The organism is Aquirufa sp. (assembly GCF_964796385.1).
This window is the reverse complement of record NZ_CBAUBA010000031.1, coordinates 1-12,524: the sequence shown is the minus strand read 5'-3', so window position 1 is coordinate 12,524 and position 12,524 is coordinate 1. Positions and strand designations below refer to the sequence as shown.

Here is a 12,524-nt window from a genome sequence, read left to right as displayed (position 1 = left end):
TATTGACTAATCTTCCTTTTTTGGACTACGCTTTCTGGGCGACGCTTTCTTAACAGGTGCCGACTCAGGCTCGACATAATCTTTTGCTTTCGCAACCGATTTCTTAGCTGTCTGCTTTTTATCTTCAGCTAACTGACGTTCATCCTTAGCATCTTGACGCTTCTTCTCAGTTTCACCCTTAATAAACTCTTGATAAGAAGTTAATTGCTCAAATGGGCGAGGGCCAACTAACGCCTCTAAATCACTTTGAAAAAGGACTTCTTTTTCCAATAATTGTTCAGCTAAAATGGTTAGCTTATCCTTCTTGGATTGAAGCAATTTTTTAGTTCGTGTATAAGCCTCTGCAATAATCTTCCGAACCTCTTCATCAATTTCGCGAGCCGTCGTCTCCGAATACGGCTTATTAAACTGATAGTCCGAACCTTTCGAATCGTAGTATGAAATATTACCCAACTTCTCATTCATACCATACACGGTAACCATGGAGTAAGCGAGTTTTGTGATACGCTCCAAATCATTCTGTGCTCCTGTAGAAATCTTTCCAAACACAATTTCTTCGGCAGCTCTTCCACCCAGAGTAACACACATCTCATCCATTAATTGCTCTGTGCGATATAAGAATTGTTCTTTGGGCAAATATTGCGCATAACCCAACGCTGCGACACCACGTGGCACAATTGAAACTTTGACCAATGGATTGGCATGCTCTAAAAACCAACCTGCAATCGCATGGCCCGCCTCATGAAAGGCTACAATTTTCTTCTCTAATGGATTAATGATCTTATTCTTCTTTTCTAACCCCCCAATCACACGATCCATAGCCTCCTGAAAATCATCCATGTCTACAGCGGTCTTGCTACGTCTTGCAGCAATCAATGCCGCCTCATTACAAACATTAGCAATTTCCGCTCCAGCGAAGCCAGGTGTTTGTGCCGATAATTCTTTTGGATCTATATCCGCTGCTAATTTCAACGGCTTCAAATGAACTTTAAAAATTGCCTCACGACCAATAATATCTGGTTTATCAATTGAAATCTGACGATCAAAACGTCCCGGACGCAACAAAGCAGAATCCAATACATCTGGACGGTTTGTTGCCGCCATGATGATAATCCCTGAATCAGTTGCAAAACCGTCCATTTCTACCAACAAAGAATTTAATGTATTTTCTCGCTCATCATTTGATCCCGGCATTTGACCTCGGCTACGCGAACGACCTACCGCATCTATCTCATCAATAAAGATGATACATGGGGCTTTTTCTTTGGCCTGTTTGAATAAATCACGTACACGGGCGGCACCTACACCAACGAACATTTCAACAAAATCAGAGCCTGAAAGCGAGAAAAATGGAACACCAGCTTCACCGGCTACAGCCTTAGCTAATAATGTTTTTCCTGTTCCCGGAGGACCAACTAAAAGTGCACCTTTAGGAATTTTACCTCCCAAATCAGTGAATTTTTTAGGGAATTTTAAAAACTCGACAATCTCTTGAATCTCCTCTTTGGCCTCATCTAGTCCAGCTACATCATCAAATGTAACTTTCACTTTAGATTCGCCTTCAATGAGCGTTGCCCGACTGCGGCCAATATTAAAAATTTGGCCACCGCCTCCACCACTACCACCCATTCGGAAAAATAGGAAGTAAAAACTAAGACCCATTAAAATAAAAAATCCCCAAGTACCCAACCAATCCAATGGTCCAGTCCTAGTCTCAGGTGTTGCAAAAATGCGCTCATTTCGAGGAAAGTCTTTTTGTCTATCCTCTAAAAAATGTTCAAAACCCTCTTTTGAAATTATTGGAAATTCAAAGTGTGGTCCTTGCTTAGCTGAGATTAAGCCTTTCGGTGAGTTCTTAAAATATTTCGAAACAAAACCCGACTTTAATGAGACCTCGACTAATTTATCATTCACAATGACGACAGACTCTACCTCTTTTTGAATCACCATAGACTCAAACTGGCGTTGGTTGATTTCTTGCAACGTACGTTGTTTGGTAAAGAAAAACATACTGACCATTGCAATCATAAGACCAATGATCATCCAACTCTGCATTCCTCCCACCGGTTTTTTAGGTAAGCGTGGGGGCATCCCCGATAGTTTTTTATTCTTAAAACTGTTTCCTTGTTTTGCCATTAGTTTGTTTAATTTGGGCTATTAACATACATCGAAACCATTATAGTTCGATTCATGAAAAATTTATGCTTCGGGTAGGTACGAAAACTTCGCATCTCCCCATAATTCCTCTAGTTTGAAAAAATCACGCTTATCTTTTAAGAAAACATGAACTATTACATCATAATAATCCATTAAAATCCACTCACGATTGGCCTTCCCCTCCACCGCATGCACATGAATCTTTCCTGATTCCCATACTTCTTTGTCAACAGAATCCGCAATTGCTTCAATCTGGGTATCAGACGTTCCTGAACAAACGACAAAAAAATCAGTAAATGCATTATGTACTCCACGCAAGTCCATCACGACGATCTCTTGTGCCTTCTTCTCTTGCATTCCTTTAACCACCCAATTTGCTAGTTCTTCAGATGCTTCCTTGGTGGGGGTTTTTAGGGTACTTTTGGCCATAAATTTGGATTAATAAATAATAAACAGAATCATTAATATCCTGTAACGAATAAAGAATTAAATTTGTTCTTGTAAAGCTAAAATTACAAAGAAAAGTTGAACAATTACCAAGCCCCTACCCGGTTCGTCGGCAAATTCACAAAATTTATCAAGTCGTGTGAATCCACTAACACACTTGCATTCGAAGAGTCAATTAACTTAGATTTACCCGAAGGATTTGCTTGGATTGCTGGCCATCAAACAGCCGGCAAAGGACAAAGAGGAAATCATTGGACTGCAGAAGCAAATAAAAATTTGCTTGTTTCTTATGCCTTAAAACCTCCTCATGAATTAGTGACCAATCAATTTTACCTAAGTAAATGCATTGCCTTAGGCGTCATTTTAGGTATACAAAATTGGGCTCAAAATCATATAGGACATCACCTGAGAGCTACTATTAAATGGCCAAACGATATTTATTTAGATGAATATAAACTAGGAGGAATACTTATTGAAAATAATTTTCAATCTGGCAAATGGTCATTTTCGATTGTTGGCATTGGAATAAATGTCAATCAAAGTTCGTTCGATGGACTACGCGCAACATCGCTACGTCAATTTACTCCTACTCAAAATGTAATTGACATTTCCAATGTATTTGATTTTATTTCCATGGGGATCGAATATTACTATGATCAATTTACTAAACGGGAATTTCAACTAATCGACGAAAATTACCATAAAAATCTATTTAGGAATCAAGAATGGCATACATTTCGTGACGTAGCTGGCATTTTTAAAGGAAAGATACTCGAAGTGGACGCAAAAGGACAGATCCAAATTGAAGTGGAAGGCCAAACAAAAGGTTATGATATCAAGGAATTAAATTTTATTTTTAGCGAATAAAATCTCTAAACCGCGTGCTCAAAACCTATCAAAGCAATTTGTCCAATTTTCTTCATTGGGCCGAGTATACTCCATCAAGTATTTTCCTAAAGCAACCATATGGTAATAAATACACTGATTTTACTTATCAAGAATCAGGGAATCAGGTTAAAAAAATAGCTTCTTTTTTCATAGAGACACTTGAAGTCAGTAAACCAAAACATATTGGCATCCTTTCTAAAAACTCTGCACACTGGATTCTTGCTGATTTGTCAATTGCATTTGCGGGTGCAATTTCAGTACCCTTTTATCCAACCTTAACAAGCGATCAATTCAATCAAGTGCTTACACATTCTGATTGTCAAATTTTGGTCGTAGGAAAACTTGACAATTGGGATGAAATAAAACAAGGAATTCCAGCGTATATTAAAATTTTATATACGCCGGACAGCCCGTGCAACATAGGTACTTCGTGGCAAGATGTTATTGAATCAGAAAAAAGCATAGATACTCCTGAAGTCACTAATCCTGATTCAATTGCAACGATAGTATATACATCAGGGACAACAGGGACGCCGAAAGGAGTTATGATTACACATAAAGCAGTCACTATCGCCCTCAATTTAGCCCGTGATTTAGCCTATTTAGAAAACCCTAATACGCGTTTTATCTCCTACCTACCTTTATGTCACATTGCGGAACGAAATATAGTTGAATTTGCAGGTATAGCAGCAGGAGGTACCATTTACTTTGTTGAAAACCTGACAACGTTTCAACAAAATTTATCTGAAACACGACCAACGCACTTCTTAGCTGTACCACGTATTTGGTCCAAATTTCAAGAAGGTATTCTTCAAAAGATAGGTGGCGAAAAGAAACTAAATTTATTGTTGAAAATTCCCGTGCTTAACAAGCTAATCAAGAAGAAAATACAAAAAGGACTTGGCCTAGATCAAGCTTATTTTTTACTGACAGGCGCCGCGCCTATGCCACCAGAATTAAGTGCTTGGTTTCAGAAAATTGGGCTTTTTATTCAAGAGGCCTATGGTATGACAGAAAACGTGGGGCTAAATACCTTTATGCCACGTAATGATATTCGACTTGGTTCAGTAGGTAAAGTCCACCCAATTTGCGAAACGCGTATTGACCCAGAAACAGGCGAAATACAAATGAAATCGGACTATAATACAACTGGGTACTATAAAGCACCGGAAATTACATCGGAGTTATTTGATGGCGATTGGTTAAAAACAGGTGACATGGGTCATTTAGATGCCGACAATTATTTAAAAATAGTCGGCCGTGTAAAAGATAATTTCAAAACTGCTAAAGGCCAATATGTAGCTCCGGCTCCAATTGAAAATCAATATTCACTGAGCAATTTGGTAGAACAAGTCTGCGTAGTAGGTATAAATTTACCTCAACCCATAGCACTTATTGTCACAACAGCTACAGCCAAAGCACTAAATCAAAGCCAAATGATTGAGGCATTTGATGAGCTACGAATTCGGATTAATCCGAACTTCAAAAAATATGAACACATTCAAAAAATAGTAATTCTTCAGGATGAATGGAACGTGGAAAACAGATGCCTAACACCAACTCTAAAAATTCGAAGAATGGAAATTGAACAAAAATTTACTGCCCAATTCGAGAATTGGTACACGTCAAAAGAATCCATTATTTTCGAATAATATAATTTTCGAAGCAACAAGATTTGCGTAAATTGAGCCAATGCGCCCAAAGTTCCTCATTTCAATTTGTTGCTTTTTTGTTCTTTCCCTAACGATAAATCGCCGTGGCCTAGGCCAAAATATAGCGGTAGATACAATTATTTTCAAGGGCAACGAGCGCACTAAATTAAGTATTTTACGTAGAGAGCTTGATTTTTTCGAGCGAGACTCACTTCAAGTTTCAGAGCTACCTAATCGAATTGAATTCAATCGAAGAAAGTTGATGAACACGAATCTGTTCATATGGGTAAAATCTGATTACCATCAACTGCCAAATGGAAAGATAAGTGTACTCTATGAATTTTTAGAGCAGTGGTATGTTCTAGCTTATCCCCTCTTCCAATTGGCAGATCGAAATTTCAATGATTGGTGGTCACGGGGAAAGGATTTTGATCGAGCTATTTATGGGCTCAACTTTAGGCATAACAATTTCATGGGACGTAATGAAAAAGTGATCATAAATACTGAAACTGGATTTAATAACAAATATGAATTCGTATACCAAAATCCTTACCTAGATCGAAAAAAGACCATTGGACTACTATTGAACTGGCAATATGCTTCACTTAAAAACGTTCCCTATAAAACCATTTCAGATACGCTTGCCTATAAAAATTCAAATCAATTTATTGCGGAAAAATGGACTGGAAGTATCGAATTTCGTAAACGATTTCGATTTTATGACTTCCAACGAATAGAATTTAAATACACCCATGCGAATATTGATAAAAGTATCGCTCAACTAAATCCAGCCTATTTTGGTCAAGGCCAACTAAATCAAAATTTTAGCCAGCTCGAGTACGCATTCTCGTATGATTACCGAGACTTTATTAACTATCCACTTAGAGGAAGAAAACTGGATATAAGCTTTACAAAATATGGCCTTTCTCCTCGAGAAAAAGTAGATTTTTGGGAGACTAGTGCGTCTGCAGCCTATTTTTTCGAACTTGGAAATAAATTTTTTCTAGCTAGCCAGGTGAAAGCAAAAATTAGCCGAGATACCTATATTCCGTATACAAATCAACGTGGATTTGGGTATGCCAATGACCTAGTTCGGGGATATGAGCTAAACGTTATCGATGGTACAGGTTTTTTCCTTTGGCGCAATACAGCGAAATTTCAGCTGTTTTCAAGAACTTTTCACATTCCATTTATACCCTTCAAGCAAATTAATCAAATACCAATTGCCATATATCCAACCGCCTTTGCCGATGTAGGCTATGTGTACAATCCATTCAATGAATCATCAAAGAATGCAAACAAATGGTTGTTGGGCACAGGACTCGGATTTGATTTTGTCACGTATTATAACTTCGTTGCTCGCGTGGCTTTCCCTGTAACCAATGGAGGAAAAACAGGAATGGTGGTTGCCTTAGGCCGAGAATTTTAACAAAAAAAAACCAGTCATTGACCGGTTTCTTTATAAAATACCTAACCACTAATAGTCTTAAATATTGTTATTAATGAAAATCCATATTTGAGCAGACCAAAAATAAGAATTTTTTCTTAAAGATTAATTTTTAGCTGATTGAAATTCTCTATTTTTGAAATAAGTAAAAAAAATAATGAATTCTGCTCCCCTATTTTTCGGAAAAGCTTCGCATGGTTTTGTGATTGTGATCCTTTTGGGTAGCTTGTTATTAGTACAATGCAACCAGTCTTCCAACAATGACTCAAATTTAAACGGAAAAGCTGCTGATCAAACGCAATCACAAAGATTTTGGAGTAGCGCATCTAACACATTACAAAAAATAACATTAAGTGATTTGGCCGTCGTTCGAAATGTAAAATGGCTCCAACCACTTAACTCGCTTAATGAAAAAATTGAATTATCTGAAACCCAACCTAAAGGCGGCAAATCGTATTCCCTTTATTTGGATGACAGCGACTTAAATTTTGTGGATGTTATTTATATGACAAATAAAAACAACCAGATTAATAAGATCGTTTTCGATGTATACCTGGAAGATAAATTAAATACGATTAAACTTTTAACTGAATTTGAGCAATATTTTTCAGTTAAACATGGAAAGAAAACCACCCAAGGGCAAGTTAGCATTTGGGAATCAAAAAATAAATCCCGAATACAGTTGGAAGATGTAAGTACTTCCAAAGATCCGGGAATTAAATTAATCTATGAATTAATTGATTAGACTTTCCAAATCCACCCGCGTGAATCAGGTATTTCACCTAGTCGAATTTGATTAATTTCTTTGAAAACTTTGGCCGAAAAATCGTCTTCTTTGCGTATAGGCAATTGATAATCTACTCCCTCAAACCCTATCGTTGCAATTGGGGCAATAACAGCAGCAGTACCTGCACCAAAAGCTTCCGTTACAGATCCATTTTCAATCCCTTCAATCAGCTCCTTAATTGCTAATGGACGCTCTTGTACATCCATTCCCCAGTCTTTAGCAATTTGCAAAACTGATTTGCGCGTCACTCCATCTAAAATAGTATCACCTGTGGGTGCAGTTACTAATGACCCGTTTACAATAAACATTAAGTTCATCGTACCCGCTTCCTCCACAAATTGATGCGTAGCTGCATCCGTCCAAATAATTTGATCGTAACCATCCTTTATTGCGTTCTGCGTTGGAAATAATGATCCACCATAATTACCCGCATTTTTTGCAAAACCAACACCACCTTTCGCGGCACGAATGTATTCCGTCTCCACACGAACCCGCAATGGTTTTGTGTAATAAGAACCAACCGGGCAATTAAAAATAATAAATCGATAGGTATTCGAAGGAGTAACTCCCACATATTCATCCGTGGCAAACATAAACGGCCTTATATATAAGGAACACCCTTCTTTTGCAGGCACCCATGCTTGATCAAGTTTTAATAAGGTACGTAACCCTCCTAGAAACAACTCTTCTGGTACTTCGGGCATGCACATGCGATATGCAGACTTATTGAAACGCTTCATATTCTCTTCTGGACGGAATACTTGAATGTCTCCTGATGCCGAACGGTAACCTTTCATACCCTCAAAAATCGATTGCCCATAATGTAAAGACATCATGGCTGGCTGATAAGATAATGGGCCATAAGGCTGAATCGTGGCACTTTGCCATGCACCGTTGGCATATTCTGCCACCAACATATGATCCGCAAAGCTGCGACCAAAAGTTAAGTTGTCAAAATCGACTTGATCAATACGGGAATTTAAAATAGGTTGAATTTGGATTTGCATACGTTGTTTTTGAATTTTATTTACCTGAATTCCAAGGAATCTCAGGAATACTTAAACTATGATGCAAAAAACGACACATCATAAATAAATAATCAGACAATCGATTGATATAGGCTAAAGCTACTTCGTAATTCGGTTGGTCTGTAGCTTGAACCCAACGGATTAAACTTCGCTCCGCTCGCCTACAAACCGTGCGCGCAATTTGAGCTGTAGCAATACTTTCATGCCCCCCTGGTAGAATAAAAAAACGCATTGGACTTAACTGCTCATCCATTTCGTCAATATTGTTTTCCAGAGAAACTATATCTTTTAGGGATATTAATTCCATATTACCCAAAGTTTCCTGAGAATCACTAGCGACACAAGCTCCCAAAACAAATAAACTTGACTGAATCAGTTGAAGTTTTTCTGCAAGTTTAGGTTCTACTCGACAAACTAATAACCCTATGTGGCAGTTAAGTTCATCGATATCTCCAATAGCTTCTAGACGAAAATCAGACTTAACAATACCGATACCATCAGCTAATCGAGTGAAGCCCTTATCTCCTTGTTTTGTGTAAATTTTCATAAGTACAACAAAAATAGTTTTTTCAGCCTTTAATCCAAAAGAAAGGAAGCATTTATCAAATACGAGGAAAGATTAGGGTCTTAAGTTTTTCAAAACTAATTTTGTGAACTTTTTCAACAATATGTCAATAGATAAATTTATTTCCCGTGTTTGGCGTGTATTATCCATGTTTGCTTTTGGCATCAGTTTGCTCTTTATCTATCGAGGACTACCTGACCCAACTGCCGTACACTTTGGAGAAACTGGCCGTGGTGATGGCTTTTTACCTAAAGAAGAAATTTTTTATTTAACTGCAGCAATTGTTACAATTCTGAATGTTTTAGGGTTGTTACTAATCAAAAGTATTGAAAAAATTCCGCGCGTATATTTTGGAAAATTAGTAAAAGCATTCGCCTCCAAAGGTGATTTATTGATACAGCAAATTATCGTGCATTGGTTACATTTTCTTTTGGCCTTAATTAACACCTATTTAATCCTGGTTTTTCGTGTTTTATTGTTACTGAATGATGAACGTACCAATCAAGCCGATTACAGTTATTTACCCAAATTAGGTATTGTTCTATTTCTAGTGTGGATGATTTATTTACCAGCTCGACTGTGGAGCTCATCTAATTTTATCGACGAAGATCATGCTTAAAAACATGCCCGATATTTCCATTCAGGCATTTGACTACGAGTTACCCGATTCTCATATTGCTTTTTTCCCGAGCCAAAAACGGGATGAATCACGTTTGCTCGTACATCAAAATGAACTTACGAGTCATCATTCGTTCCAACAATTTCCTGATTTAATTCCCTCAGATAGTTTAATTGTATTTAATAACACGAAGGTTATTCCTGCTCGAATCCAATTACAAAAGCAAAGTGGAACAGCGATTGAAATTTTTCTTTTAAAACCTTTGATAGATAATATCCCGACCCAACAAGCTATGGAGCAAAGTCGGGAAATTCGTTGGGAATGCTTAATTGGTAACAAAAAACGATGGAAAGCTAATGAAACGTTAAAGAAGTCAATTGAAATTGATGGACATGTAATTGTTTTAAGCATTAATTGGCATGAACGCCTATCAAATCAAGTCCAAATAAATTGGGATAGCGACCATACATTTGTCAGTATACTTAATGAAATAGGTAAAATACCGTTGCCGCCATACATGGAACGAGACACGGAATTAGCCGATCAAGATCGCTATCAAACGGTATTTTCGAAGGAATTGGGTGCAGTGGCGGCCCCTACAGCTAGTTTGCATTTCACCTCTGAGATATTAGAAAGATTAACAGCTAATGGTATTCCACAAAGCTATTTGACACTGCATGTTGGCGCTGGCACTTTCCTCCCTGTGAAAGAAGAAGAGGTTCGAAATCATCCCATGCATCGCGAGCAATTAATTTTTGATCGCGAATTTATAATTCAATTAATGCAACATGATGGATCGTATGTTCCGGTCGGAACGACGGCTATGCGCGCGCTAGAAAGCTTATATTGGTCGGCGATTTGGGTTATTGAAAAAAAATCCATTCCTGAAAATGGTTTAATTATCCCAAAAGAATTTGCTTATCTGGATCGAGATGATGTTTCGAATGAGGATGCATTAGGGGCCTTACTAACTTTTATGGAGGAGAACCAACAAACCAAATGGATTGCTCAAACAGAATTATTGATTATGCCTAGCTACCGATTCCGCTTTTGCGACGCATTGGTAACCAATTTTCATCAACCAAAATCAACGCTTATGGTGCTTGTTTCCTCCCTTATTGGTGACGCATGGAAAGCAGTTTACCAAGAGGCAATTGATCAAAAATACCGTTTTTTGAGCTATGGTGATGCGTGTTTGTTTTTCAACAAACAGCAATAATTCCAACTGAATTACTAAATTTGTGGCCCGATAATTAAGACGTTGGACGTTGGACGTTGGACGTTAGACGTTGGACGCTAGACGTTGGACGCTAGAGATTAGAATTAAGAGGTAAGAATTGAAAACTGATTACTGATAACTGATTACTGACAACTGATAACTGACAACTGATTACTGACAACTGATAACTGATTACTGAATACAGACTTAGCCGCTAGATAATAGTGACTAAATAAACACCCGATTATGAATTTCATTGAAGAATTGCGCTGGAGAGGGATGTTGCAGGATATGATTCCTGGATTGGAGGATCAATTAGCCAAAGAAATGACGGTAGCCTATATAGGTTTTGATCCAACTGCTCCCAGTTTACATATAGGTAATTTGGCAGCAATCATGTTGTTAAAGCATTTTCAGCTATGTGGTCATAAACCCATTGCATTGGTTGGTGGTGCTACGGGTATGATTGGCGATCCATCAGGCAAAGCAGCGGAACGCGAATTTTTATCTGAAGATACTTTACGGGCAAATCAGGTAGGCATTCAGAGGCAACTTGAAAAGTTCTTAGAATTTCATGCAGGTGCGAACTCAGCTGAGGTGGTTAATAATTATGATTGGTTCAAAGAATTTAGCTTTCTTGGATTTTTGCGCGAAGCAGGGAAATTTTTGACCGTCAATTACATGATGTCAAAAGACTCGGTCAAAAAGCGGTTAGAAACTGGAATATCATTCACCGAATTCTCTTATCAATTATTACAGGGCTACGATTTTTATCATTTATATAAGAATAAGAATGTACGCCTTCAAATGGGCGGTTCAGATCAGTGGGGCAACATCACAACGGGAACTGAAATTATTCGTAGGAAAGAAGGTCATGATGAAGATGCGACAGAGCGTGCAGCCTTTGCATTGACTACACCTTTAGTAACGAAAGCAGATGGTGCCAAATTTGGTAAATCTGAATCAGGTAATGTGTGGTTGGACGCTGAAAAAACAAGTCCTTTTGCATTTTACCAATTTTGGTTGAATGCAGCGGATGCGGATGTTCCTCGATTGATACGTGTATTTACCTTATATTCGAAAAATCGAATAGAGGAATTAGAAAAGAAACATGCGGAGGCGCCTCATTTACGTATACAACAAAAGGCGATTGCAGAGGAAGTGACGACGCGTGTTCATGGAGCAGAGGTGTGTGCATTGGTTATTGAAGCCTCTACCCTATTGTTTTCTAAAGATGCGGTGGAATTAATTGCAGCTGCTTCAGATGCATTATTGAATCAATTACCAATTCATGAAGTTGATGAAGAATTAATGGCTGAATGCAAGAACCTAACTGATTTAATTAGTGTGGGGACTGATAATCTAATTTTCCCATCAAAGGGTGAAGCACGTAAAGCTATACAAAATAATGCCATTAGTATTAATAAGGTAAAAGTAACAGATCCCAATGCGGCGTTAGATTTTGAAAAGATTCGTGGGCGATACGTATTGGTGGGGAATGGAAAACAAAAAAATTACATTTTATCCTTCAAATAGTTTAGCAAATACTGCTTGAGCAAAAAAAGTTAAATTAATTCGTGTAGTGAGTTGGTATTTATAAATTATTCCTACATCTTTGCACTCCCAATTGCTAGGAAAACGATTCTGGCGCATTGACTTAGGGTTTGATTGCTTGAGTTTCGACTTGGTGATTAAGCTTAAAGTTAAAAGAGTTC

General features: G+C 37.8%; 12 protein-coding genes. 7 read left to right on the top strand and 5 right to left on the bottom strand.

Features of this window, described 5'->3' with window-relative positions:
* Positions 1 to 6: 6 nt before the first annotated feature.
* Together ftsH and rsfS are read right to left on the bottom strand one after the other, a co-directional pair.
* Entirely contained in the window at positions 7 to 2,136 is a 2,130-nt protein-coding gene (gene ftsH / locus AC1W6K_RS09460; protein WP_481947295.1) for an ATP-dependent zinc metalloprotease FtsH, read from the bottom strand.
* Positions 2,137 to 2,199: 63 nt separating this feature from the next.
* Positions 2,200 to 2,586, bottom strand: a complete 387-nt coding sequence (rsfS, locus tag AC1W6K_RS09455; protein WP_395786155.1) for a ribosome silencing factor — start codon at positions 2,584 to 2,586, stop codon at positions 2,200 to 2,202.
* A gap of 96 nt (positions 2,587 to 2,682) precedes the next feature.
* Here rsfS and AC1W6K_RS09450 point away from each other — a divergent pair, with 96 nt between their 5' ends.
* From AC1W6K_RS09450 to AC1W6K_RS09435, 4 genes are all read left to right on the top strand, one after another.
* Positions 2,683 to 3,471, top strand: coding sequence for a biotin--[acetyl-CoA-carboxylase] ligase (locus AC1W6K_RS09450; RefSeq protein ID WP_481947294.1), 789 nt, complete (start codon positions 2,683 to 2,685; stop codon positions 3,469 to 3,471).
* 38 nt (positions 3,472 to 3,509) lie between these two features.
* On the top strand, positions 3,510 to 5,144 hold the full coding sequence (locus tag AC1W6K_RS09445) for an AMP-binding protein (RefSeq protein ID WP_481947293.1): 1,635 nt from the start codon (positions 3,510 to 3,512) through the stop codon (positions 5,142 to 5,144).
* Positions 5,145 to 5,184: 40 nt separating this feature from the next.
* Complete coding sequence (locus AC1W6K_RS09440) at positions 5,185 to 6,573, top strand: BamA/TamA family outer membrane protein (RefSeq protein WP_481720719.1); 1,389 nt, start codon at positions 5,185 to 5,187, stop codon at positions 6,571 to 6,573.
* Positions 6,574 to 6,748: 175 nt separating this feature from the next.
* The gene (locus AC1W6K_RS09435) at positions 6,749 to 7,336 is read left to right on the top strand and encodes a hypothetical protein (protein WP_481947292.1); all 588 of its coding nucleotides are present in this window, start codon (positions 6,749 to 6,751) and stop codon (positions 7,334 to 7,336) included.
* Here the strand turns inward: AC1W6K_RS09435 and AC1W6K_RS09430 are convergent.
* Together AC1W6K_RS09430 and AC1W6K_RS09425 are read right to left on the bottom strand one after the other, a co-directional pair.
* Entirely contained in the window at positions 7,333 to 8,385 is a 1,053-nt protein-coding gene (locus tag AC1W6K_RS09430) for a branched-chain amino acid aminotransferase (RefSeq protein WP_481720723.1), read from the bottom strand. The genes AC1W6K_RS09435 and AC1W6K_RS09430 overlap by 4 nt on opposite strands.
* 16 nt (positions 8,386 to 8,401) lie before the next feature.
* Positions 8,402 to 8,953, bottom strand: coding sequence for a cob(I)yrinic acid a,c-diamide adenosyltransferase (locus AC1W6K_RS09425; protein ID WP_481947291.1), 552 nt, complete (start codon positions 8,951 to 8,953; stop codon positions 8,402 to 8,404).
* A 121-nt stretch (positions 8,954 to 9,074) separates the two neighbouring features.
* Here AC1W6K_RS09425 and AC1W6K_RS09420 point away from each other — a divergent pair, with 121 nt between their 5' ends.
* The 3 genes from AC1W6K_RS09420 to tyrS all read left to right on the top strand — a co-directional run bounded on the left by AC1W6K_RS09420 (position 9,075) and on the right by tyrS (position 12,345).
* Positions 9,075 to 9,590 carry an SdpI family protein gene (locus AC1W6K_RS09420; RefSeq protein WP_395786141.1) on the top strand — a complete coding sequence of 172 codons (516 nt, stop codon included), beginning with the start codon at positions 9,075 to 9,077 and terminating at the stop codon, positions 9,588 to 9,590.
* Positions 9,583 to 10,809, top strand: coding sequence for an S-adenosylmethionine:tRNA ribosyltransferase-isomerase (locus tag AC1W6K_RS09415; RefSeq protein ID WP_481947290.1), 1,227 nt, complete (start codon positions 9,583 to 9,585; stop codon positions 10,807 to 10,809). Before AC1W6K_RS09420 ends, AC1W6K_RS09415 begins: the two co-directional genes overlap by 8 nt.
* A 246-nt stretch (positions 10,810 to 11,055) precedes the next feature.
* On the top strand, positions 11,056 to 12,345 hold the full coding sequence (tyrS, locus tag AC1W6K_RS09410) for a tyrosine--tRNA ligase (RefSeq protein ID WP_481947289.1): 1,290 nt from the start codon (positions 11,056 to 11,058) through the stop codon (positions 12,343 to 12,345).
* Here the strand turns inward: tyrS and AC1W6K_RS09405 are convergent.
* On the bottom strand, positions 12,331 to 12,524 hold a 194-nt coding region (locus AC1W6K_RS09405), incomplete at its 5' end, for a hypothetical protein (protein ID WP_481947288.1). The two genes, tyrS and AC1W6K_RS09405, sit on opposite strands and share 15 nt — an antisense overlap.

Coding starts and splice junctions, on each gene's coding strand:
- ftsH (WP_481947295.1), bottom strand. CDS start 2,136: ATGGCAAAACAAGGAAACAGTTTTAAGAATAAAAAACTATCGGGGATG.
- tyrS (WP_481947289.1), top strand. CDS start 11,056: ATGAATTTCATTGAAGAATTGCGCTGGAGAGGGATGTTGCAGGATATG.
- AC1W6K_RS09425 (WP_481947291.1), bottom strand. CDS start 8,953: ATGAAAATTTACACAAAACAAGGAGATAAGGGCTTCACTCGATTAGCT.
- AC1W6K_RS09420 (WP_395786141.1), top strand. CDS start 9,075: ATGTCAATAGATAAATTTATTTCCCGTGTTTGGCGTGTATTATCCATG.
- AC1W6K_RS09435 (WP_481947292.1), top strand. CDS start 6,749: ATGAATTCTGCTCCCCTATTTTTCGGAAAAGCTTCGCATGGTTTTGTG.
- rsfS (WP_395786155.1), bottom strand. CDS start 2,586: ATGGCCAAAAGTACCCTAAAAACCCCCACCAAGGAAGCATCTGAAGAA.
- AC1W6K_RS09440 (WP_481720719.1), top strand. CDS start 5,185: ATGCGCCCAAAGTTCCTCATTTCAATTTGTTGCTTTTTTGTTCTTTCC.
- AC1W6K_RS09430 (WP_481720723.1), bottom strand. CDS start 8,385: ATGCAAATCCAAATTCAACCTATTTTAAATTCCCGTATTGATCAAGTC.
- AC1W6K_RS09415 (WP_481947290.1), top strand. CDS start 9,583: ATGCTTAAAAACATGCCCGATATTTCCATTCAGGCATTTGACTACGAG.